General features: G+C 47.5%; 19 protein-coding genes. 14 read left to right on the top strand and 5 right to left on the bottom strand.

Going from position 1 to position 21,263, the window contains the following annotated elements:
* Positions 1 to 183: 183 nt before the first annotated feature.
* From HMPREF1508_RS04495 to HMPREF1508_RS04460, 8 genes are all read left to right on the top strand, one after another.
* A complete protein-coding gene (locus tag HMPREF1508_RS04495; protein ID WP_044959818.1) occupies positions 184 to 2,106 on the top strand; it encodes a sigma-54-dependent Fis family transcriptional regulator in 1,923 nt (640 codons plus the stop codon).
* A gap of 238 nt (positions 2,107 to 2,344) precedes the next feature.
* Entirely contained in the window at positions 2,345 to 3,769 is a 1,425-nt protein-coding gene (locus HMPREF1508_RS04490; RefSeq protein ID WP_044959817.1) for a GntP family permease, read from the top strand.
* A 44-nt stretch (positions 3,770 to 3,813) separates the two neighbouring features.
* Positions 3,814 to 5,139: an enolase C-terminal domain-like protein gene (locus tag HMPREF1508_RS04485; protein WP_044959815.1), complete on the top strand. Its 1,326-nt coding sequence runs from the start codon at positions 3,814 to 3,816 to the stop codon at positions 5,137 to 5,139.
* A 119-nt stretch (positions 5,140 to 5,258) separates the two neighbouring features.
* Positions 5,259 to 6,155 (top strand): 2-hydroxy-3-oxopropionate reductase, encoded by an 897-nt coding sequence (garR, locus tag HMPREF1508_RS04480; RefSeq protein WP_044959811.1) that lies wholly within the window; start codon positions 5,259 to 5,261, stop codon positions 6,153 to 6,155.
* A complete protein-coding gene (locus HMPREF1508_RS04475; protein WP_044959808.1) occupies positions 6,152 to 7,051 on the top strand; it encodes a dihydrodipicolinate synthase family protein in 900 nt (299 codons plus the stop codon). Before garR ends, HMPREF1508_RS04475 begins: the two co-directional genes overlap by 4 nt.
* Before the next feature lie 373 nt (positions 7,052 to 7,424).
* Positions 7,425 to 8,366, top strand: coding sequence for an ROK family glucokinase (locus HMPREF1508_RS04470; RefSeq protein WP_044959805.1), 942 nt, complete (start codon positions 7,425 to 7,427; stop codon positions 8,364 to 8,366).
* 284 nt (positions 8,367 to 8,650) lie between these two features.
* Positions 8,651 to 8,749 carry an SAM-dependent methyltransferase gene (locus HMPREF1508_RS10540; RefSeq protein ID WP_242834496.1) on the top strand — a complete coding sequence of 33 codons (99 nt, stop codon included), beginning with the start codon at positions 8,651 to 8,653 and terminating at the stop codon, positions 8,747 to 8,749.
* An 80-nt stretch (positions 8,750 to 8,829) separates the two neighbouring features.
* Positions 8,830 to 9,753 (top strand): ORF6N domain-containing protein, encoded by a 924-nt coding sequence (locus HMPREF1508_RS04460; protein WP_044959801.1) that lies wholly within the window; start codon positions 8,830 to 8,832, stop codon positions 9,751 to 9,753.
* Positions 9,754 to 9,765: 12 nt separating this feature from the next.
* Here HMPREF1508_RS04460 and HMPREF1508_RS10870 read toward each other — a convergent pair whose 3' ends face one another.
* On the bottom strand, positions 9,766 to 9,972 hold the full coding sequence (locus HMPREF1508_RS10870; RefSeq protein ID WP_443018243.1) for a helix-turn-helix domain-containing protein: 207 nt from the start codon (positions 9,970 to 9,972) through the stop codon (positions 9,766 to 9,768).
* A gap of 167 nt (positions 9,973 to 10,139) precedes the next feature.
* Positions 10,140 to 10,277, bottom strand: coding sequence for a hypothetical protein (locus HMPREF1508_RS10165; protein ID WP_156923180.1), 138 nt, complete (start codon positions 10,275 to 10,277; stop codon positions 10,140 to 10,142).
* A 25-nt stretch (positions 10,278 to 10,302) separates the two neighbouring features.
* Here HMPREF1508_RS10165 and HMPREF1508_RS10160 point away from each other — a divergent pair, with 25 nt between their 5' ends.
* Positions 10,303 to 10,719 (top strand): hypothetical protein, encoded by a 417-nt coding sequence (locus HMPREF1508_RS10160; RefSeq protein WP_156923179.1) that lies wholly within the window; start codon positions 10,303 to 10,305, stop codon positions 10,717 to 10,719.
* 35 nt (positions 10,720 to 10,754) lie between these two features.
* On the opposite strand, the gene HMPREF1508_RS04450 is transcribed toward HMPREF1508_RS10160, so the two are convergent.
* The gene (locus tag HMPREF1508_RS04450) at positions 10,755 to 11,798 is read right to left on the bottom strand and encodes a LacI family DNA-binding transcriptional regulator (protein ID WP_044959795.1); all 1,044 of its coding nucleotides are present in this window, start codon (positions 11,796 to 11,798) and stop codon (positions 10,755 to 10,757) included.
* Between the two features lie 277 nt (positions 11,799 to 12,075).
* Between HMPREF1508_RS04450 and HMPREF1508_RS04445 the strand changes: the two genes are divergently transcribed.
* From HMPREF1508_RS04445 to HMPREF1508_RS04425, 5 genes are all read left to right on the top strand, one after another.
* A complete protein-coding gene (locus tag HMPREF1508_RS04445) occupies positions 12,076 to 13,434 on the top strand; it encodes an ABC transporter substrate-binding protein (protein WP_044959794.1) in 1,359 nt (452 codons plus the stop codon).
* A gap of 186 nt (positions 13,435 to 13,620) precedes the next feature.
* Positions 13,621 to 14,442, top strand: coding sequence for a carbohydrate ABC transporter permease (locus tag HMPREF1508_RS04440; RefSeq protein WP_242834495.1), 822 nt, complete (start codon positions 13,621 to 13,623; stop codon positions 14,440 to 14,442).
* A 12-nt stretch (positions 14,443 to 14,454) separates the two neighbouring features.
* Entirely contained in the window at positions 14,455 to 15,294 is an 840-nt protein-coding gene (locus HMPREF1508_RS04435) for a carbohydrate ABC transporter permease (RefSeq protein ID WP_044959790.1), read from the top strand.
* A gap of 54 nt (positions 15,295 to 15,348) precedes the next feature.
* Complete coding sequence (locus HMPREF1508_RS04430; protein ID WP_044959788.1) at positions 15,349 to 16,602, top strand: alpha-L-fucosidase; 1,254 nt, start codon at positions 15,349 to 15,351, stop codon at positions 16,600 to 16,602.
* Positions 16,603 to 16,634: 32 nt separating this feature from the next.
* Positions 16,635 to 17,684, top strand: coding sequence for a LacI family DNA-binding transcriptional regulator (locus HMPREF1508_RS04425; protein WP_044959786.1), 1,050 nt, complete (start codon positions 16,635 to 16,637; stop codon positions 17,682 to 17,684).
* An 82-nt stretch (positions 17,685 to 17,766) separates the two neighbouring features.
* On the opposite strand, the gene HMPREF1508_RS04420 is transcribed toward HMPREF1508_RS04425, so the two are convergent.
* Both HMPREF1508_RS04420 and HMPREF1508_RS04415 read right to left on the bottom strand, forming a co-directional pair.
* Positions 17,767 to 19,554 carry a sensor histidine kinase gene (locus HMPREF1508_RS04420; protein WP_044959785.1) on the bottom strand — a complete coding sequence of 596 codons (1,788 nt, stop codon included), beginning with the start codon at positions 19,552 to 19,554 and terminating at the stop codon, positions 17,767 to 17,769.
* Between the two features lie 91 nt (positions 19,555 to 19,645).
* On the bottom strand, positions 19,646 to 21,217 hold the full coding sequence (locus tag HMPREF1508_RS04415) for a response regulator transcription factor (RefSeq protein WP_044959783.1): 1,572 nt from the start codon (positions 21,215 to 21,217) through the stop codon (positions 19,646 to 19,648).
* Positions 21,218 to 21,263: the final 46 nt, after the last annotated feature.

Here is a 21,263-nt window from a genome sequence, read left to right as displayed (position 1 = left end):
ATAGTGACACGCTTAGAGCTTTTCTATTGACGGTGCTAACAAGAATTTACCTCAAAATACAACAAGGGGAACAAAATTTCAAAAATGAAAAAAATAATTTCTGATTTGAAATATCCCGATGAAGGAGAAATAATAGAGAAGAGGTACAAATAAAGAAAAATCGAGAATTTAAGGGGAAATCGGATGTCTAAATTAGCTTTTTTATTTCCAGAAGAACAGATGGTAAAGGATGCTGAGGAAATGATCGCCGAGCGTCAACTTGAAATTGCTGTATGCAAAAGAGTCTATACCGCGGATGCAGTGGACGAGGCGAGAAATGCTCTGATGAATGGAGCCAAAGTTATTGTTGCCAGAGGATTTCAGGCGCTTTTGATTCGAGAGTATACAAACACCCCACTGGTTGAAGTTAAATTGACAGTGCAGGAAGTGGGGCTGTTGATTAAAAGAGCGAAGCGATTGACAGGAAAGAAACATCCATATATTGCCTTGATTGTTTTTCGGAATATGGTCACAGATCTCTCGCATATTGAGGAACTTTTCAATGTGCGGTTTCGTCTTTTCTATATTGAAAAGGCAATGGAGGCACTGGAAGTTTTAGAAGGTGTTAAGAATGATCGACCGGATTGTATTATAGGCGGTAATGTGGCAATTAAGGCGGCTCAGGAACAGGGATACATGACGCTTTTTTACAGTTCCACAAGAGAATCTGTGGTGGAAGCAGTTGAAGCGGCAGTGTGTCTGGACCAGGCTCTTACACAGCGGCAGCAGGAAGAAGCTCAGTTTGAGACGGTTTTAGATGCGAGTTTTAACGGAATTATCAGAGTGAATCAAGATGGAATAATTATCGTTGTTAATCATTTTATAGAAGACCTGGTTGGGATGGATAATGAGGCAGTGAAAGGACAGCGATTAACAGAGATTTTTCCACAGATCAGCATGGAGCAGGTCGAGGGGATTCTTCTTGGAGAAACAAATCAGATTACGTCATCAGTCACAATACGAAATAAACCGATGGTAATTTTCATGGCGCCGATCGAGGTAGATGGGTGTATCACGGGTGCAATTATTTCAATACAGAAAGGTCAGGAGATACGGATTGTCAGCAGAAAAACGGAGCAGGACATGCGAATGCGAGGCTTTGTTACGCGTCAGACGTTTGAGATGCTTTCGGTTAAAAGCAAGGCGAGACGTGAAATAGTCGATCTGGCACGAATATACGCAGTGTCCAAAAGTCCCGTTTTTATGAAACTTCCGTCTGGAGAGAGCGGAATGGATCTGGCCAAAGCAATCCATAACAATAGCGCATGCAGGATCGGACCTTTTGTCAGTCTCGATTTAGGAATACTCTCAGAAGAGGAACAGGGGGCAGCCTTGTTTGGATCTTTAGAGGACGGTACAGAAGGAGATGTGGGAAAAGAAAGGGAGGTACCAGGTGAAGGAGCAATGCGATTGGCAAATCATGGAACGCTCTATATTCGAAATGCAGAGTGTCTTTCTAAATTAATGCAGAGAAAAATCATGAGAAATATTCTTCCTATGTCGGAGATCAGAACAGATGCGCAGAAGATGACCTGTTTTGATGTCAGATTTATTTTCTCATCTCAAGATGATTTTCGCATTCTGATGGAAGAAGGAAGGCTTATTCCTGATTTTTTCTACGCGACGAATTATCTTTTGCTGCAGATGCCACCGATTCGACTTTGCCCAGAGGATTTATATCAGCTTTTTGATGAGTGTATTCGCTTGTATTCAAAACAATATCATAAAAGCATTCATCTTACTGAGGGAGCATACTCCTGTCTTCTGTCATTTGCATGGGAAGGGAATGATCTTCAGATCAGAACCTTTTGCGAGAGACTTGTATTGACTGCGAAGAAGCGAGTGGTTGATGAGATTGTGCTAAAAAAGTTATACGAGGAACTGTATCCTCAATTGAAAAGAGTAGATGGGGCAACAAGACAGATTATTTATCAGTCTCCGGAAGGCGAGCAAATTTGTGAACTTCTGCAGAAGCATTTTGGAAATCGAAAAGCAGTTGCGGATCAACTGGGAATTAGTACGACGACGCTTTGGCGCCGCATGAAAAAGTATGGAATTGAGAAGTGACGGAAATTATTAGAGGGACAAATTATGATATGAAATGAATGAAATAAATCCGAAATGAGTAATAGCAAAAAATGAAAATGTGATACTGCTACACAAAAATATAGATGAAATCTTGATGACTTCGCCCATGGAATTCAGATTTTTAGTTGTATATCCTAACTCTATCAAACAACAGAGCGCGCTGTTGCATAGGGAGAAGGTAAAGTGAAAGTCAAACTTGAAGGGAGTTAGGAAATCCATGAGTGATGCAAGCAGGATGATACTGGGATTGATCATTGGCATAGGACTGATGATTTTCCTGGTCATGAAAACAAAGGTTCACACATTTATTGCACTTCTTTTGGCAGCTCTGGTTACTGGATTGATTGGGGGAATGCCGATCAATGATGTCGTATCAGGATCAAAGAAAACGGTGGGGGTTATCAGTGCGATTCAAGATGGTTTCGGCAGTACATTAAAGAGTACGGGCATTATCATTGGCCTTGGCGTTATGATGGGAGGAATTTTAGAAGCATCAGGGGCAGCGGAACGTCTGGCTTTTACGTTTATTAAGAGGCTTGGTCAAAAGCACATTGATTGGGCGTTAGCTATTACAGGATGGGTGGTTGCGATTCCTGTTTTTGCGGATTCCGCGATTGTTATTTTCGCGCCCCTGGTCAAGGCACTTTCTTCCGTAACAGGAATTTCTGTTGTCGGGCTTGCGCTTGCCCTGGCCTGTGGACTCCAATTGACCCATTGCCTGGTTCCGCCAACACCTGGACCGCTGACTGCGGCTGGCATGCTGGGAGTGGATGTGGGACAGATGATCTTTGTTGGGGCCCTGGTTTCTATTCCTATGCTGATCATTGTGATGTTTTATGTGAAATCAATTGGCAAGAAAATTTATCAATTGCCTTTGGAGAATGGAGAGTTTGAGCGCAGGGATTTCAAGAAAGAATATATTAGAACTATGGATGAGGTGGAGAGTGTCATGGACACGAAGAAGCTCCCGGCATTTGGAGCCTCAATAGCGCCTATTATTGTTCCGATTTTACTTATTTTTGTAAAGACTTTTTGGGATATGTACAAGAAGGGAAATACTTCTGTTGCCGGAAGCATACCAGACACTCTGATCAGTCTTCTGGGAGCCCCCATTGTTGCGCTGGGAATCGGTACAATCTTGGCAATCTATGGTCTGGTCGGAAGTGTCGATAAAAAGAAGGTTCTGGGGATTATGGATCTGGCAATCAAAGATACTGGAGCAATTATGTTGATTACCGGGGCTGGCGGATCTCTGGGAAATGTGATTAAGGTTGCAGGTATTGGAGATGTTCTGGGAAATGCAATTGCGGCGACACCTCTTCCGGCAATCCTGATTCCATTTATCATTGCAGCTTGCATGAGACTTGCGCTGGGATCTGCGACTGTGGCGATTACAACGGCAGCATCTATTTCGGCGGGTCTGATCGGGACGATTTCGGTATCTCCACTTTTGATGGCTATCAGTTCTTGTGTCGGAGCGATTTCTTTCTCCTACTTTAATGATTCTGGTTTCTGGGTATTTAATGGTATGTTTGGCTTATCGGAATTAAAGGATCAGGTGAGATGCAAGACGGCTGTATCGCTGATTATGGCGGCGGTGGGGATTGTTGAGCTACTGCTCATGGGATTGTTTATTCGCTGAATTAAATGGAGCGGTTGGCCTAGAATTAGATAAGGAGAACGGAAATGTCAAAGATTATTAAAATGGAAGTAATTCCAGTGGCTGGTAAGGACTGCATGGAATTAAATTTGAGCGGCGCACATGCGCCTTACTTCACTAGAAATATTGTTATTCTGACCGATGAAAACGGAGTTGAAGGAATCGGAGAGGTTCCGGGTGGAGGCAAGATTACAAAAGCATTGGAGGATTGCATCCCTCTCGTTGAGGGAAAGAGAACAGAGGAGTACAGAAATATTCTGCTTGATGTACAACACCATTTGAATTCTAAGGGAGAAGAAGATGTTCGTGGAAACCAGACATTCGATCTTCGAACGGGAGTTCATGTTCGAACGGCGATTGAGGCTCCTTGCCTTGACCTTTTGGGAAAGCAGCTGGGGGTTCCGGTTTGCAGACTCCTTGGTGATGGACAGCAGAGGGATAAGGTTCGGATGCTTGGATATCTTTTCTTTGTTGGCGATCGAAAAAAAACGGATCTGGAATATGATTCGGAGCCGGATACGGAGTGTGAATGGTATCGGATTCGCCATGAAGAAGCTCTTGATGCGGAGCATGTTGTTGCCTTTGCGAAGGCGACACAGGAGAAATATGGATTTAAAGATTTCAAGCTTAAGGGGGGGGTTCTTGCCGGCGATCAGGAGATGGAGGTGATCCGGGCACTGAAGGAAGCTTTTCCAGATGCTAGAATCGATTTGGATCCGAACGGCGGTTGGACTTTGGAACAGGCTTGTGAATACGTCAAGGGGATGAAAGGAATTCTTACATATTGTGAGGATCCATGCGGTGCAGAAGGCGTATACTCTGGGCGTGAGGTGATGAGTGAGTTCCGGCGCCGAACAGGTTTCCCAACGGCGACAAACATGATTGCCACAGACTGGAGGCAGGTGGGACATTCTTTGGAATCGCAGGCGGTGGATATTATTTTAGCGGACCCGCATTTCTGGACTATGAGCGGTTCTGTCAGAGTGGCTCAAATGTGCCATGAATTTGGTTATACGTGGGGGTCGCACTCCAATAATCATTTTGACATATCCCTGGCCATGTTTACGCAGGTGGGGGCAGCTGTACCAGGAGAGTACAATGCTCTTGATACGCATTGGATTTGGCAGGAAGGGAGAGAACGCCTGACCAGAGAGCCGCTGCAAATCAGAGATGGATGTGTGACAGTACCTGATAAGCCAGGGCTGGGAGTGGAGATTGACCGAACACAAGTTGCGAAAGCGCATGAACTTTACAAGAATAAATGTTTGGGAGCCAGAGACGATTCCATTGGTATGCAGTACTTGATTCCTGGCTGGAAGTTCGATCCTAAGAGGCCGTGTCTTGTCAGATGAGACTGGGCTAAGAGGCTGTATTAGCAGCCTGACAGGAACAGTATTGTTTATAGTCCGGTCAGCAGGGCATAGGTGTTATATAACAACTGGATGATTTGATCGAAAGGAGAAGATGCAGTATGAAGATAGGATTTATTGGACTTGGAATTATGGGAAGCCCCATGGCAAAGAATATCATGAAGGCAGGATATGATCTCGTGGTGAACACACACAATGCCGCGACGGTCCGGGAATTTGTCGGTCTGGGTGCGGAAGCGGCTGCAAATGGACGTGAAGTTGCAGAGAAGGCAGAGGTGATCATCACAATGCTGCCGAATTCCCCGCAGGTCAGAGAGGTGTGCCTTGGAGAAGGCGGCGTGCTGGAGGGAGCAGGGGACAGAACGGTTGTCATTGATATGTCATCCATTGACCCTACGGAATCCAGGGCAATTGCTGCAGAGCTGTCTAAGAAGGGAATTGAGATGCTTGACTGCCCGGTATCCGGAGGAGAGCCTAAGGCCATTGACGGTTCCCTCTCTGTGATGTGCGGCGGCAGGAAAGAGATTTGGGACAAGTATTATGATTTGCTTATGACAATGGCGGGGTCTGTTGTCTATGTGGGGCCGATCGGTTCCGGCAATGTTGCCAAGCTGGCGAATCAGATGATTGTTGCAGCTAATATCGGGATTGTCGCAGAGGCTTTGACCTTTGCCAAGAAGGCGGGCACGGATCCGGAACTCGTCTACAAGGCGATCCGCGGAGGATTGGCAGGCTCTACCGTGCTTGACGCGAAGGCGCCGATGATGCTTGCAGGAGATTATAAGCCGGGCTTCCGTATCAATCTTCATGTTAAGGATCTGACGAATGCATTGAATGCATCCCATGCGATCAACATGCCAGTGCCAATGACAGCGCATATGATGGAAGTGATGCAGGAGCTGATGAATCATGAGGAAGGGGGATGCGATCATAATGATGTCGTTCGTTATTATGAGCGTATGACCGGGGTATCGATTGCAGAGGACAAAGAGCAATGAATACAGATTATATCAAAGGGGTGATTGTTCCAATCATCACCCCATGCGATGCGGATGAAAAAATTGATGAGGCGGGTTTGCGGAGACAGGTTGATTTCTGCATTGACGGTGGTCTCCAGGGGATTTTGGCCTTCGGCTCAAACGGTGAGTTCTATCAGATCGAAGAAAATGAGATGGAGCGGGGGTTGGAAATCATGCTTGATCAATCTGCAGGCCGTGTTCCGATCTACTTTGGCATTGGAGCGATTAACACAAGAAAATGTGTCCGTCTGGCTCAAATGGCGGCAGCGCATGGGGTCGCCGGCATTTCCGTGCTTCAGCCGATGTTTTTAAAGCCGACGCATCGGGAACTGTTTTTGCATTTTAAAACAATCGCAGAAGCGGTACCGGATACACCGGTTCTTCTCTACAATAATCCCGGCCGTGTCGGTTACAGTATGACGGCGGATCTGGTTGACGATTTGGCTCATAAGGTGGAAAACATTGTGGGAATGAAGGATACCTCAGGCGATATTACATTGACGGAGGAGTTCATTCGAAGAACAAGGGATGTGGGATTTAAAGTGTTTGGAGGCAAGGATACGCTTCTGTATGCCAGTCTCTGTCTGGGGGCTGTCGGCGGTGTCTGTACATCCGGGAACTTCATGCCGGAGATGATCGAGAAAATCTATGCCAGGTATGTCGCCGGCGATGTAGGGGGGGCATTGGAAGCGCAGTTTGAATTGAATCCGGTGCGCCTGGCTATGGATGGGGCTAGTTTTCCTGTTGCATCCAAGGACATGGCGAATATACGCGGCCTGGCTGTCGGCAATCCTTACAGACCGAGTTTACCGACAGAGGAAGAGCCTGTTTATGAGATGATGTGCGCCAGGATGAGAGAAGCAGGTCTGATTTGATCAGAATTTTTGAAAAGCAGAATAATCTGAAAGAGAGATTTGGCCTGGCTGAAATTTGTATGACAGTTAAAACCTGCCGTAAATGAATCATAAATTTTTATGATTCATTTACGGCAGGTTTTTTGTTGGGACATATAGATTTGTTTATGAGATGGACTTGTATGAATTTGCTTTTTTTGCAAGCATGAAATGAGGGGATTATTGATAAACTGTTAAAATCCCTGCAGAGAACATGCAAAAGAGGTAATATAACAGAAAAGAATGATAGCGTGTTGGAAGCCGCTTTGGACCACGGCTGAAAGTCAGATGATACAGGGTTCATGCCCGGGTCTGTTGAAAAAGCCGGAGCGAGTGAGTATGAGGGAGGAAGAACATGGCAGTAGAATACGCATTCGGGATCGATATTGGTGGAACAACGGTTAAAATCGGCATTTTTACAGATGACGGCAAGTTGGAGGATAAATGGGAGATTCCGACTCGCACCGAGAATAATGGAGAAATGATCTTAGATGATATTGCTGCCTCGATTCGGGAATATCTTGAGAAGAAGGAAATTACTTCGGACAAGGTGCTGGGCATTGGAATTGATGTGCCGGGACCGGTTTTAGGCGCTTCGGTCGTCAACAAGTGCGTCAATTTGGGCTGGGGCGTGACGGATGTCGCTTCCAAGATGCGCATGCTGACCGATGTTGAAAATGTCCAGGTGGCCAACGATGCCAATGCAGCCGCACTCGGCGAGATGTGGCAGGGGGGAGGCCAGGGACATGATAATGTGGTTATGATTACTCTTGGAACTGGCGTTGGCGGAGGCATTATCCTGAACGGTCAGATCGTGGAGGGGAATTTCGGCGCAGGCGGAGAGATCGGGCATATGATTATGAATCCCCATGAGAAGCAGGCTTGTGGCTGTGGCAAGAAAGGGCATCTGGAGCAGTATGCCTCAGCAACAGGCATTGTCCGCAAGGCCAATGAAGTGCTGTCGGCAGATCAGAGAGAGTCTGCCCTTCGCAGGCATAAGAAGCTGACGGCCAAGGATGTCTACGACGCGGCTAAGGCAGGTGATCCGCTGGCGCTGGAGATTGCGGATTTCGTTGGGCGAATGCTCGGCCTGGCCTGCGCCCGTATCTCCTGTGTGATTGATCCGGAGATTTATGTGATCGGGGGCGGAGTGTCCAAGGCGGGTGACATTCTGCTTGAGAGCATCAAGAAGCATTTTATCGAGGAGGCCTTCCACGCTTCTGAGGAGGCTCGCTTTGCTTTGGCAACCCTGGGCAATGATGCCGGCATGTACGGGTCTGTGAAGATGGTGCTGTAGGGTGATTCGGACAAACACATATGCTTCGCCCATGATTGCCCTCCTCGAAGGTCGGTCAATATATAATACAGAAAATGAGGGGAATTATGTGACAATAACGTTGCTGTATGATTTGGATGTTCCATATGTATTCCATGATAATACGTTCCTGCGAGATGTGCTTGATTATACGGAAGATGACCAGGTATCTGTAATTTTGATGAATCCTCCATACGGCGGTTCGGAAAAAGCTGAGGTGAAGAATCATTTTCCGTCCGATTTGGCGAGTAGCGAAACGGTTGACTATGTCGGTTATCATGTATCGTCTGAAGGGAAACGGTCGTGCGGCAGTCATCCTGCAGGATGGTTTTCTGTTCGGCATTGATCTGACCGAGCGGGATTAACTTGAGGTGCCATACTGGAACCTCAAAAAAGAATTGTTTGAGGTTTCAATTTGTGACATCAAAGCAAGGAGAATGGACGCATGAATGAAATAACTACAGAGAATTCAAATGTATTGGATCCTGCTGCAGTCATTAATGCCGATATACGAAGTCTCGTTTATGTAATTCGCGGGCAACAGGTCATTTTGGACAGTGATCTGGCAGCATTGTATCAGGTAGAGACAAAAAATTTCAACAAAGCAGTTGGACGTAATATAGAGCGTTTTCCGGAAGATTTTCGTTTTCAGCTCACGAAAGAAGAATTCGATGATTTGAGGTTCCAAATTGGAACCTCAAACAACAGAGGTGGTCGTAGATACCTTCCATATGCATTTACAGAGCAAGGCATATCCATGTTGGCCAGCGTGCTTCACAGCGATGTTGCTGTGCAGGCGAGCATTAAGATCATGCGGGCGTTTGCTGAGATGCGCCGCTTCATTTCAAACAATGCGCTGCTCTTTGAGCAGATCAGCAGCATTGAATTGAAGCAGCTGGAGTATCAGAAGAGTACCAATGAACGCTTCGACAGGGTGTTTCAATACATTGATAACCATGCCGAATCAGAGCAGAAAATCTTCTTCGATGAGCAGATTTACGATGCGTTCAGCCTGCTGGTCTCCATTATTCAAAAAGCCAGCAAAGAAATTATTCTGATCGACGGATATGTGGATGTTGATACGCTGGATTTGCTGGCAAAGAAGAAAAGCGGCGTCAATGTAAGATGCTATACATTCTCGAACACAACGCTCAGCAAACAGGATATCAGTAAATTCAATGCTCAGTATGCAACGCTGACGGTGAAGAAAACGTCAGTTTTCCATGACAGATTTTTGCTTTTAGACGGAAAGACATCCTATCATATCGGTGCGTCCCTGAAGGATGCCGGAAAAAAATGCTTCGGCATTTCACTTTTGACAGATCCCGATATGGTGAAGGAGCTTTTGGATCGACTGAAAACAGTGTAAGGAGGGCAATATTCATTTCGACATACTCTTTCGATAAGCAGTAGGATTCATTTTCATCTGTCTCTGGAAGGCGCGGGTGAAGGCCTCGGAATTCTCATAGCCGACTTCTTCGCTGATCCTGGCAATGCTCTGCCCTGTGGAGTTGAGAAGGCCACAGGCCCGGTCGATCCGGGTCGTTCGCAGGATAGAACAGAAGTTGCGGCCGGTCTCCTCCTTGATAACCGGAAACAGTGGGATGTGGAGTGGTGAAAATGGCCAGCTAATTCTTGCAGGCTGATCTGCCTGAAATTCTGATTGATATAGGCCAGAGGGGCCATGGCACGCTCGTTGTTGGACTGATTGCGCTCATGTATGATGGAGGCGCTCCGGGAGTATTTGCGAAGAACCTAGGCGAAGAAGATGGGAACCATGTTCTCCAGGGAAAATGCGCTGTATTTATCCTGTGACTGGGATTCTAAGTACATTTCAAGCACAGAATCCCGAATGTCAGAGTCGTCGCCTGTAGAGAAAACAATTCGTTTCATGGGGTGTCTGCTGTAAAGACTGTTCATGAAGAAACTGGTTAAATATATTGAAAAAGACATGTTCAAAGGTCTTTCAACGCAGCAGCAGATTAATCGCGATGCTGTCATTGAAGATTTCCAGAGTGTACTTGCGCTTGGAAGCAATAAAACAGATATCCCTGGCATGCAGGGGAAGGTCCTCTTTGTCCAGGGTTTGTTTGCAGGATCCGGAGAGCATATAGATGATTTCGAAGTAAGTGTGGCTGTGCTCAAGAGCCGGTGTGTAGCGGTAGTGTTTGCTCAGGTAGACAGAAGCAGAGAAAAGCGAGATCAGGGAATGAGAGAGGAGCATCATCCGGCTTGGCTGTCATGCCTGGAGCTGTGCCCCCGCCTGTTTCCTGAGAAAATACTATCAATCAGATTGCGAATTGAAGAGAGATTGATTCAAAGAGGAATATATTAGCTAACGTTACGGGGATTCTGTGGAAAAGTGATATTTCACTCTTCCACAGCCTTTTTAGTCAAATCCTGAACCGCCTGACGCTTGTGGAGTGTAACGGGGATGTATTCCGTATGAGGAAAGTCACTGTAGTCTCCGTTCATCCGTCGGATCAGAATTTTGGATATCTGCAGAGAAAATAGATCCATGTCCTGAGAGACGGCTGTGATCGATGGATATACACATTTAAAAAGAGCATCATCATCAAAAGAAATAACAGAGAAATCCTGAGGGATGCGATAGCCGTGCGTGTTGATTGCAGCGAGTCCGCCCAGAGCCAGTTCGTATGATGTAAAAATCACGGCAGAGATTTCAGGATGCTTATGAATGGCGACAGGGAGAGTCTGCTCCCCGTATTTTTTGATTGCTTCCGGGGTGGTATACCTGTGGCTTTTCTCGATCATTGGAAGCGGCAGTCCGGCATGAGAATAAGAATCCGTAATTCCCAGGATCCTCTGGCCGATATTATATGAATCGTCGAGTGGGGCATTAACATACACATGTTGATGCCCTGATTCTGTGAGATGCTTGGCAATCTCTCTGCCGCCGCTGTAACCGTCGCTCAGCACACAGTCCACAGGGGTACTTTCCATTGCGTTTGGGATCTGGTCAATGACGACGATCGGTATATTTGCACGAATAAAAGGCTGATAGGAAGTGTCCTTTGCGTTGTCGGCAAGAAGAATAATGCCGCTGAAATTTTGAGTGCACATTTCCTGCGTGAGCTTCTTTTTTTGATCCGTATTGCGATAGTAAGAGCGAACGATCACAGTGTATCCGGATTGAGAAAAAATCTGGGTCAAATTCGCGATGAGGGGCCCCCAGAAGTAGTTCCCGATATCGCTGATGATCAGACCGATCAGATTCGTTTTCCCGGAGCGAAGAGACTGTGCCGCCAGATTGGGTTCATAATGCAGCTTTTGGATTGCGTTTTGGATCAGCTCCTGATTTGCCTGGCTGATCGGCTTGTTGTTTAAATATTTTGAAATCGTTGCTGTGGAAAGCCCGGTACTTTTGGCGATATCCTTTATGGTTGTTTTCATGTTTCCCTCACAGAAGACTTTTCTTTTTATTAGCAAAATTTTAGCATCCTTTTTTGCCTTACTCAACAAAATATATGTCATTAGCAGGAAAATAAACGAAACGATTTATACATGATAGAAATATTTATAGTGAAAAATAGACAAAAAGAAAAGAAAATATCTATATAAAACAGACAAATATACAGGATATACTTGAAATATTCTTTTTAAGGCACATATAATATAGCTAAAGAAAACGAAACGTTTTACATATAAATCGAATCTTAAGGAGGGGAAAATGAAGAAACGAATGCTTAGTTTACTGCTGGCGGCTGCAATCACCGGATCGCTCCTTTATGGTTGTGGCAACAAGACATCCAATTCGACGAAGACGGCACCGAATGACGATGCGCTCAATATTGAGAATCGTGAGTACAAGGATGTGCATATTACTTTTTTGAACAGGATGGATTCAGGACTGAAGGATGGGCAGTGGTATCAAAAGAAAATCCAGGAGTTCATGGAGAAATACCCGGGGATTACCGTAGAAAATATTTCGATTCCCACAGAGGCTGATTATCTGGATCAGGAATCTGTACTTATGTCCGATGCCAGCTCTATGCCGAGCATCTTCCAGGAATATGGAGGATCTCGTGTGGCGAACTATATTAAGGCCAAGAACTTAGTTGATCTGAAGCCTTATTACGATGCGGATTCTGCCTGGAAGAATACGTTTGGCGAAGTCGGCTGGGGGCTTACCGATTTTAAAGACTATGGATATAAAGGAGTTTATGGCGTTCCCTGGTCAACGTATTTTATCTCTCTTTTTTACAATGAAGATCTCCTGAAAGAGGCAAATGTTGACCCCAAATCCATCAAGAGCTGGGACGACCTGATGGAGGCCTGCAAAAAGCTCAAGGCAGCAGGGATTCAGCCCTTTGAGATGGGAGAAAAGGATAACTACAGGTTTGGTCATCTTCATACGGTTTTGAACTATAAGTCCTATGGTACAGATGTTGCGACTAAGCTTGGCAAGGATGAAATTTCCTATGATGGCGATGAGGAGAAAGCAATTTATCAAAAGATGATCGATGCGACGCAAAATGGCTATCTGGGAACGAACCTGCTGGGATACGATGATGATCAGGAGCGGGAGCTGTTTAACACAGGCAAGGCGGCCTTTTTGTTCCTGGGATCCTGGTATTGCGCAGAAGCATCAACGGGGAATAATGAGCTCTACAATAACAAAAAAGTACATGCGATCGCTTTTCCCTATGTCAACAAAGAGTATGAGCATTCGGATATGGGCGGGGCAAACGAGTGCTTTTATGTGACAGATACCGGAGATAAGGACAAAATTGCGGCCTCTGTTCTCCTGTTAAAGTTCCTCACAAGCCAGAAGAATATTGATGAACTGGTGGGATCTTATCCTGTGCTGACAGCAGTGAATCCGACCGTTACCGCCGATAATTATCTGATGAAGGAGGTCTCTGACCTGATGAAACAGTCGACGGATATCAAGGGAGATATCGAAAATTATGATACGCAGCAGCATATGATCAACACGGTCCGCAATGCTCTGCAGGGGATCCCGACAGGCCATACGGCGGAAGAGGTCGGAAAGGATATTGTGGAGACGTCAAAGGAGTACGAATAGCTTCTGAGAAAATGAAGGGGACGTTTTCAGAAGCCGGTAGAAGCTCGTGAATTGAGGCTGTGAAAAAATGACTTTCTCATTTCTTCACAGCCCTTTTGGGAAAGGGGTCTAATGATGCGGTCCAGAGCTTATAAAAAACAAAGGCGCCAGGCATTTCTGTTTTTACTGCCGGGTGTTATTTTGACCATGATTTTTGTTATTTATCCGACGATCCGGACTTTTATTCTCTCCTTTCAGAATTGGAACGGAGTGGCAAATGCGGCGAGAGAATGGGTTGGAGTCAACAATTATGTGTCTGTGCTGACAAGCAAAAAGTTTTGGAATGCCATGCTTAATTCCCTGTATTTTACGATAGGCGGCTTTGTTATCTTAATGCCGGTGGCTTTTTTGATGGCTCATCTTGTCACAGCCAAAATTAAATTCACAGGTTTCTTCAAGACGACCTATTTATTCCCCGTTATGCTGGGGACGACTGCGGTCGGGCTGATGTGGACATTTATTTTAAATTCCAAGTTCGGCGTCATCGCTCAATTTCTCACATCCATCGGTCTCTCTGATCATATTATCGATTGGCTGAGCACGCCGACGGTCAATATATGGTGTGTTGTTCTGGTGAATGAGTGGATGTACGCGGGATATAATATGCTCATTTTTGCGGCCGGTCTGGTCGCGATTCCGAGAGATATTCATGATGCCTGCAAGATAGACGGGTGTACTGGAATCAAGAAATTGATTTATGTGACGATTCCACTGTGCAAGAACATGTTTATGGTCTTCTCTGTTCTCTGCATTACAGGGTGTTTGAAAGCGTTTGACATTGTCTGGTCTATGACGAGGGGAGGCCCGATGGGGCGCAGCTCCACCCCGGCGATTCTATTGTACACAGAGGGATTTCAGTTCAAGCTAATGGGACGAAGTAGCGCGATAGGAATTATTCTTTTAGTCCTTGGCCTCGTGATCTCTGTCGGTTTGAATAATACGCTTTTTAAGCCGGATCAAAATCAGTAGGGAGGAATCATCATGAACCGATATGTGATGAGAAGAGGAATCCGAAAGACAGCGCTTTATTTGATTGGTTTTCTCTTAGTTGCCTTGTTTGTGTTACCGCTGATCATTACGTTTTTGTCATCTTTTAAGTCAAACTCGGACATTTTACTTGGAATGTTTTCGTGGCCAAGGGAATGGCTGGTCAGCAATTACACGGAAGCAGTAAAGACGGCCGACGCGCTTCACTCCATTACAAATTCCCTGTTGGTGGCATTCATGACGCTGACGCTTACAATTGTGTTCGCTTTTCCGGCGGCCTATATGCTTGCGCGCAAGGACTACAAATTTATTAAGCCAATCTATTTTCTATTTATGGCAGGGGTCATGGTACCGGTGCACTGTACGCTGACATCCATTTCAGAAATGGCGAGTACCTTTGGAACGAAAAACAGCTATCTATTCCTGGTCCTTCTCTATGTGGCTTTCAATATATCACAGGCGATTTTTCTCTTTACCGGATATATTCGCGGCATTGACCGCGGGCTCGATGAGGCGGCAAGAATTGATGGCGCGAGTGATCTGAAGATCATCTGGGGGATTATCTTTCCGCTTTGCAAACCGATTGTCGCGACAGAGTCGATACTGGTCTTTATCTATGGTTATGGAGAGCTGATCTTCTCCCTGGTACTTCTTACGGACCAGCGAAAATACACCATATCCAGGGCAATGCTGAATTTTACGGCAAATTTCACCACGAGCTACGGACCTCAGTTTGCCTTTGTCATAATGTCCATGATTCCGATGGTTATCGTATATGTTTTGCTGCACAAGCAGGTTCAGGAAGGAATGCTCTCCGGAGCAATTAAGGGTTGAGACTGCTGCTGAGCGATCAAAAATAAGGATATGCCTGTCTGAGGAGGAAGGAAAATGAAAGATACGAAACAAAAATGGTTTAAAGAGGCGAAGTTTGGCTTGTTCATTCATTTTGGTCTCTATTCTCTTCTCGCCGGAGAATATAAGGGGGAGAGAACGGATAGTATTGCGGAATGGATTATGAACGATTTGGATATTCCAGCCAAAGAATATGAAAAGCTGATAAAAGACTTTAATCCGGTTCGCTTTGATCCAAAGTTAATTGTCTCAAAGGCCAAGTCATGGGGGATGAGGTACATTGTCCTGACATCGAAGCATCACGAGGGTTTTGCCCTGTATCACTCCAGGGTATCTGATTACAATATCATGAATACGCCATATGGAAGAGATCTGCTGAGGGAGCTCAAGGATGAATGCGACAGGCAGGGGATGAAGATGGGGCTGTACTATTCGCAGGCTCAGGACTGGGATGATCCGAATGGGTATGCGGCGCGAAAGGATAACAGCCGGAAAAATTTCCGGAAGTATCTGGATCAAAAGTGCCTGCCTCAAATCGAAGAGCTTCTGACGCAGTATGGAGATATCGCCCTGCTCTGGTTTGATACCCCGATGGGGACGACAGAGGAAGAAAGCCGTGAGATTGTAGAGACAGTCAAAAAGCTTCAGCCAAACTGTATTGTCAGCGGGAGAATCGGCAATGGCCTTGGCGAATATATGACGACAGGGGACAATTTTATACCGGCAGTGCCGTTTGAGGGGGATTGGGAAGTTCCGGCAACCTTGAACGATACCTGGGGCTACAGCAAATTTGATCACGCGTGGAAAAATTCACAGAAGTTAATCCGGATACTGCTGAAAATAAATGCCAGAGGAGGAAACTATTTACTGAATATCGGGCCAAAAGCAGACGGATCGATTCCCGAGGAGTCCGTTGAAATTCTTGATCAGGTTGGCGGGTATGTTCGCGAAAATGCGGATAGTATCTTCGATACCTTTCGTCTCCCGAGTTATTCATACGAAATACAGGAGCTGCTGTTTACCTGCAAGCCGCACAAGCTGTTCGCGCATGTAGTGGAAGCGATTCACAGATCCTGCCTTGAGATCTTAAATATTGCCAATCGGGTAAATCGGGCTTATATCACAGCCACTGGAGAGGAACTGGAGTTTGAGAGCGGAATTACCTGTGAGGGAGATGGCTTCCTGAGTATCAGGCTGCCAGAAAAATATAGAGAAAAAGCCTACTATTGTATTACTATTGAATATGAAGAAGAGAAGCCAAGATTTACAGAGATCAGAGACAAAGACTGATCTGTCTGTCACGAGGGGGAGTTGTCAATCACATGTCAGTTACGATTAAGGATGTTGCAAAAGAAGCGGGGCTTGCAATATCAACCATATCCAAATATCTCAACGGCGGAAATGTACGGGAGGATAATAGGATAAAAATCGTGGCCGCGATTGAAAAACTCAGCTATGTGATAAACTCCTCCGCCAGGCAATTGAGATCCGCACGAACTTATATGATAGGCGTTTTGATCGGGGCGGCGAAAAGCCCTTATACGGCAAATCTTTTAAGTGAGATCGAAAAATATCTTCAAGAACAGGGCTATGCGGTCACCTTTGCGGGACAGAATCTGTCACCTGAAAGAGTTCTGCGTTTTGCAAACTACCTGCTCACACAGGGGGTCGATGGGATGATTGTGTGGCCCGTATTTGCCGGCCTGCAGAGCATGGAGTTGCTCAGGGGAGAGAACGTGCCCGTGGTCATGCTGGAAGAAAACTGGGAGGGGTCTCCCTTTGACTGCGTGCAGGTCGACTGCAGCAAAGGCACATATGATCTGGTGGATCATTTGATTCGGAACAAGCATGAGAGAATCGCAATGATCACAGGACCAAGGGGCAGAACAGTAGCAGATGAGCGGCTGAATGGTTATATGAGGGTGATGGAGGATTACTGTCTGCCGGTCAAAAAGGAGGCGGTGATTCGCGCGGATTTCTCTTTTGAGAGTGGATACGAGGGGATGAAGAAGCTTTGGGGATTGAAAGATAGGCCGACAGCTATTCTTGCGGGCAATTATGATTTGGCCCAGGGAATGATGGCGGCTGTGGCGGAATTAAAGATTTCTGTTCCGGAGGAACTGTCGATTGTTGTGTTTGACGATTTTGAGTTAAGCCAAATGGTGAGACCGAAATTGACGGCATTTCAGCAACCGGCAATTGCCCTGGCGGATTCGGCCTGTCAATTGCTCCTGGATCAGATTACAAACGGTATCCCGGCGAAAAGGAGGGTGGTTCGTATTCCCGGAGAAATTCAGTACCGGAATTCTGTCAGAAATCTGCTGGAGTGCGAGACGACAATGCCGACACCATCGTCTGACATCAGAAGATAGAGAACCGCATCCTCTTAGGTTACCGAGACCAGAAAAATGCAGGATCCTTGGAAGTATGCATCCATGCAGAGAATTATAACTCTCATTTCTCTTCCCTGGGGATTCGTATGGTTACCTCTGTCCCCCGGCCGGGAACAGATTGGTAGCTGAGTCCATAGCCCTCGCCGTAGAGGAGGCGGAGGCGGGAGTGGATGTTGTAGATGGCGACATTGGAGCCGTTTGCCTTGAACATGGGGGTGTAGGTCAGAAGATGATCGAGAAGCTCCTGATCCATGCCGACGCCGTCGTCCGAAATCAGCAGATAGAGGGCGTTATCCTCCCAGGCAGTGATGACGATAGTTCCGGTCGGCGGGTTTTTCTCCAGGATGCCGTGGAGGATGGCATTCTCCAGGATAGGCTGGAGGGTGAGCTTGGGGATATGACAGGAGTTCAGCTCGTCCGGGACGTCCACCACCAGGTCGATGGCATTTTCAAAGCGCATATTCTGCAGCTGGACATAAATACTGGCGTGCTCGATCTCGTCTCCGATGGTGGAGACGGGATCTTTTTTTGACAGGGTCAGCTTGTAGAAGCGGGACAGGCGCATGACAATCTCGCTCACTTTGTCGTACTGCCGGGCCTGAGCCATCCAGTGGATCATATCCATGGTGTTGTAGAGAAAATGGGGGTTGATCTGGGCCTGCAGGGCGTTGAACTCAGCGATAGTCTTTTCCTCGGAAATCCGCTGCTGTTCAGCCACAAGCGCGTTGATGCGGCCGGCCATATAGTTGTAGGAATCCACCAGCTGGCCCACCTCATCCTTATAGGGAGAGGGGGGCATGGGAGAGGGGGTATCGTCGGCTTTGACCTGGGACATCTGGGCGGAGACCTGGCGGATTCGCCGGACGATAGACCCGGCCAGAAGCTCGGCGATGAAAATACCGCCGACCATGCAGATGAAAATGATGGCGAGATAGCGCAGGATGATCTGATTGCCCTGGCGGATCAGGCTGCTCTTGGGGATGATGATCACCAGGTACCATGAGGGGCCGGGGATCCTGTGGAAGGCGGCGTAGACATCGGATCCGAGGACATTTTTCTCGACAAAGGCGTTGGAGGACTCCAGATAGTCGGTGATCTGGCCATAGTCGATGCGGTAGGTGGCGGACCGGGCCCTGTCGGTCTCGGCGATGATCTGATTGCGGTCGTTGATCAGATAGGAGACCCCATCGGGAAAGGTCAGATTGTCGCGCAGGGCTTGTCGGTAGAGGCCTGAGGAGTAGTAGACAGCCAGATAGCCGGACAGGGACTTTCCCTGATAGAGAAAACGAAAACGGCGGATGTAGGCGCTGTCGCCGTAGGTGCTGGCCTCGATCGGTCCCAGATAAGAGGAGGGGCAGTAGAGGTGATCGACAGAAGAGGCCTGGAAAATGCCATACCAATAGCGGCCTCTGGCCTGGGTCAGGGGCGCGAATATAGGAGAAGCAGTTGGACTGGCGAAGAAGTCATCCCCCTCCGGAAGATCGATGTAGATCCGGGTCTGATAGCCCTCTGACTGATAGGAATGCGCCTTGGTCAGAAAGTCCTGTGCCAGGGAGGTCTGCGCAGCCTCTTTGAAATCGGCCGGGGCGGCGGATGAGAAGAGATTCTGGTAGTAGGCACAGGAGGACAGGTCGTTGGCGACATTCTGGGAGCGGACGGCAAGGGCTCGCAGAATCGGAGAGGCCTTGGCGGAGGATTTCTGAGCCTGGGAGATGGTGTTGGAGATCACCATATCGCGAAAGTCCGCGGAGAAGGCAAGCCCGATGAAGAGAGCGGGTATGACGACAGCGGCCAGGAGGACAAGGGACAGCTTGGTTCGTATTTTCAGGTTCAGAAGGATCTTTTTCATTGCGAAGCCTCGTTACGACCTTTACAGGCGCTGTCCCAAAATCTCTCAGCGAGTGAGAAAAGAGAAGCGGTTACCTGGCGCTGTGGGGTTACTATTTCCAGAGTTTCTCGCGGAATTCTGTGGGAGAGAGCCCGGTCGACTTTCGAAAGCTCTTGCTGAAATAGTTGCCGTCGTTGTAGCCGACCATGCCGGAGATTTCGCTGATCCGGTTGCGGGGGTCAGACAGGAGCTGCTTGGCCCGTTCCATCCGAAAATCGGTCAGATAGGCATTCAGGGTCTGCCCGGTCTCGCCCTTGAAGAAGGTGCAGAGGTAGGAGACGGAGAGGTTGGCATAGTCGGCGATGTCCTTGACGGAGAGCGAGGACTGGCTGTAATGCTGCCCGATGTAGCTTCGGATCAGATAGATGGTTTGGTTTTCGGCCTTCTGAGAGGAGAGGTCCTCGAAATACGCCCGGATACGGTCCTTGAGTCCCCGGTTCAGGTCATCCAGGCAGAAGCAGGCATTGACCTGATCCATGACGGATTCCGTGGGGGTCAATGGCGAGGGGACAATTCCCTGCTTTTCGCGGATATGGTCGAGCTCGCGAAAGAGATCGATATAGAGGGACTTGATCTGGCTGGGAAGCAGAGCCCGGGATTTGAGGCTGAGATCGGAAAGCTCTGCTCTGTACTGGTTGGCGTCTTCTTTTCGCCCGTCAGCCAGGGCATCTGTCAGAAGACGGCCCAAGTCCTGCAGGTCTGACAGAGAAACTTCTGGGATCTCAGACCAGTCGGTTTGGTTTAAGATGCTGCCGGGTGGACAGGAAAAAGCCCTCTGCAGGAGGAGGACAGCGGACTGAAAGGAGAGATAGGCCCGGCTGATTCCCCGCTCCATTTCTCCGACGGCGACATAAGAGCGGCTGAAGGGGAGGAAGGCCTCCCGCAGGAAATTGGCGGCCAGCTCTATCTGCCGGGGCTGATATCTCTGACCGCTATAGATATGGTAGACCACATAGTAGAGGTGTTTCTCGCTGGAAATGACATGAAGACCGTGGGGGGCCAGCATCTGCGCAAGCCCCTGATGGATGGAGGGAAGCTGTGGAATCACAGAGGAGACGTCCTCTAACTGGACGACAATGGAGTTTACATAGAGAAAGTTATCTTCCTTGTCTTCCCGACAGTAGCTGCAGTAATCGGCCCAGAGACGATCGACCCGGTCGGCGTCCTGGGCGTAGGGAACGGTCAGCTGAAAAGCCAGGGTCTCGGAAATTTGCTCTAAAGACCGCTTGTGACTGTCCTGCTGCAGGCGGTTGGCTTGAACCTGAGATACGGCTTTTCGCAGGGCGTTCCTCAGCTCTTCAATATCGATGGGCTTATCAATGTAGTTGACAGCTCCGAGCCGCAGGGCGGTCTTTACGTATTCCCGGTCGGTGTAGCCGCTCATGAAGATGGTGACCAAGTTAGGATTTGTCTTCTGCAGGGCGCTGACCATGGTCAGGCCGTCCATTTTGGGCATGCGGATATCCGAGAGAAGGAGATCGACCGGCTGCTCACAAGCGATCCGAATTCCCTCCGCCCCGTCTCTCGCGCTGAGAATCTGATCGATTCCCAATCCGGCAAAATCAACCGAGCCCAGGATCCCCTGCCTGGTCAGTTCTTCGTCGTCAACGATCAGTAAAGTCATAATAATCCCAATTTCTCCTCTCACCCTTGCTCTCAGTCTACAAGAT

The sequence above is a fragment of the Shuttleworthella sp. MSX8B genome (genome assembly GCF_000524295.1).
Lineage (GTDB): Bacteria > Bacillota > Clostridia > Lachnospirales > Lachnospiraceae > Shuttleworthia > Shuttleworthia satelles.
The sequence above is the reverse complement of the archived record's forward strand: the minus strand, read 5'-3'. Positions and strand labels throughout refer to the sequence as shown.

Bases quoted from the DNA above. Each gene is read 5' to 3' on its own strand.
- HMPREF1508_RS04495 (WP_044959818.1), top strand. From the start codon at position 184: ATGTCTAAATTAGCTTTTTTATTTCCAGAAGAACAGATGGTAAAGGAT.
- HMPREF1508_RS04490 (WP_044959817.1), top strand. From the start codon at position 2,345: ATGAGTGATGCAAGCAGGATGATACTGGGATTGATCATTGGCATAGGA.
- HMPREF1508_RS04485 (WP_044959815.1), top strand. From the start codon at position 3,814: ATGTCAAAGATTATTAAAATGGAAGTAATTCCAGTGGCTGGTAAGGAC.
- garR (WP_044959811.1), top strand. From the start codon at position 5,259: ATGAAGATAGGATTTATTGGACTTGGAATTATGGGAAGCCCCATGGCA.
- HMPREF1508_RS04475 (WP_044959808.1), top strand. From the start codon at position 6,152: ATGAATACAGATTATATCAAAGGGGTGATTGTTCCAATCATCACCCCA.
- HMPREF1508_RS04470 (WP_044959805.1), top strand. From the start codon at position 7,425: ATGGCAGTAGAATACGCATTCGGGATCGATATTGGTGGAACAACGGTT.
- HMPREF1508_RS10540 (WP_242834496.1), top strand. From the start codon at position 8,651: ATGTCGGTTATCATGTATCGTCTGAAGGGAAACGGTCGTGCGGCAGTC.
- HMPREF1508_RS04460 (WP_044959801.1), top strand. From the start codon at position 8,830: ATGAATGAAATAACTACAGAGAATTCAAATGTATTGGATCCTGCTGCA.
- HMPREF1508_RS10165 (WP_156923180.1), bottom strand. From the start codon at position 10,277: ATGAAACGAATTGTTTTCTCTACAGGCGACGACTCTGACATTCGGGAT.
- HMPREF1508_RS10160 (WP_156923179.1), top strand. From the start codon at position 10,303: ATGAAGAAACTGGTTAAATATATTGAAAAAGACATGTTCAAAGGTCTT.
- HMPREF1508_RS04450 (WP_044959795.1), bottom strand. From the start codon at position 11,798: ATGAAAACAACCATAAAGGATATCGCCAAAAGTACCGGGCTTTCCACA.
- HMPREF1508_RS04445 (WP_044959794.1), top strand. From the start codon at position 12,076: ATGAAGAAACGAATGCTTAGTTTACTGCTGGCGGCTGCAATCACCGGA.
- HMPREF1508_RS04440 (WP_242834495.1), top strand. From the start codon at position 13,621: ATGATTTTTGTTATTTATCCGACGATCCGGACTTTTATTCTCTCCTTT.
- HMPREF1508_RS04435 (WP_044959790.1), top strand. From the start codon at position 14,455: ATGAACCGATATGTGATGAGAAGAGGAATCCGAAAGACAGCGCTTTAT.
- HMPREF1508_RS04430 (WP_044959788.1), top strand. From the start codon at position 15,349: ATGAAAGATACGAAACAAAAATGGTTTAAAGAGGCGAAGTTTGGCTTG.
- HMPREF1508_RS04425 (WP_044959786.1), top strand. From the start codon at position 16,635: ATGTCAGTTACGATTAAGGATGTTGCAAAAGAAGCGGGGCTTGCAATA.
- HMPREF1508_RS04420 (WP_044959785.1), bottom strand. From the start codon at position 19,554: ATGAAAAAGATCCTTCTGAACCTGAAAATACGAACCAAGCTGTCCCTT.
- HMPREF1508_RS04415 (WP_044959783.1), bottom strand. From the start codon at position 21,217: ATGACTTTACTGATCGTTGACGACGAAGAACTGACCAGGCAGGGGATC.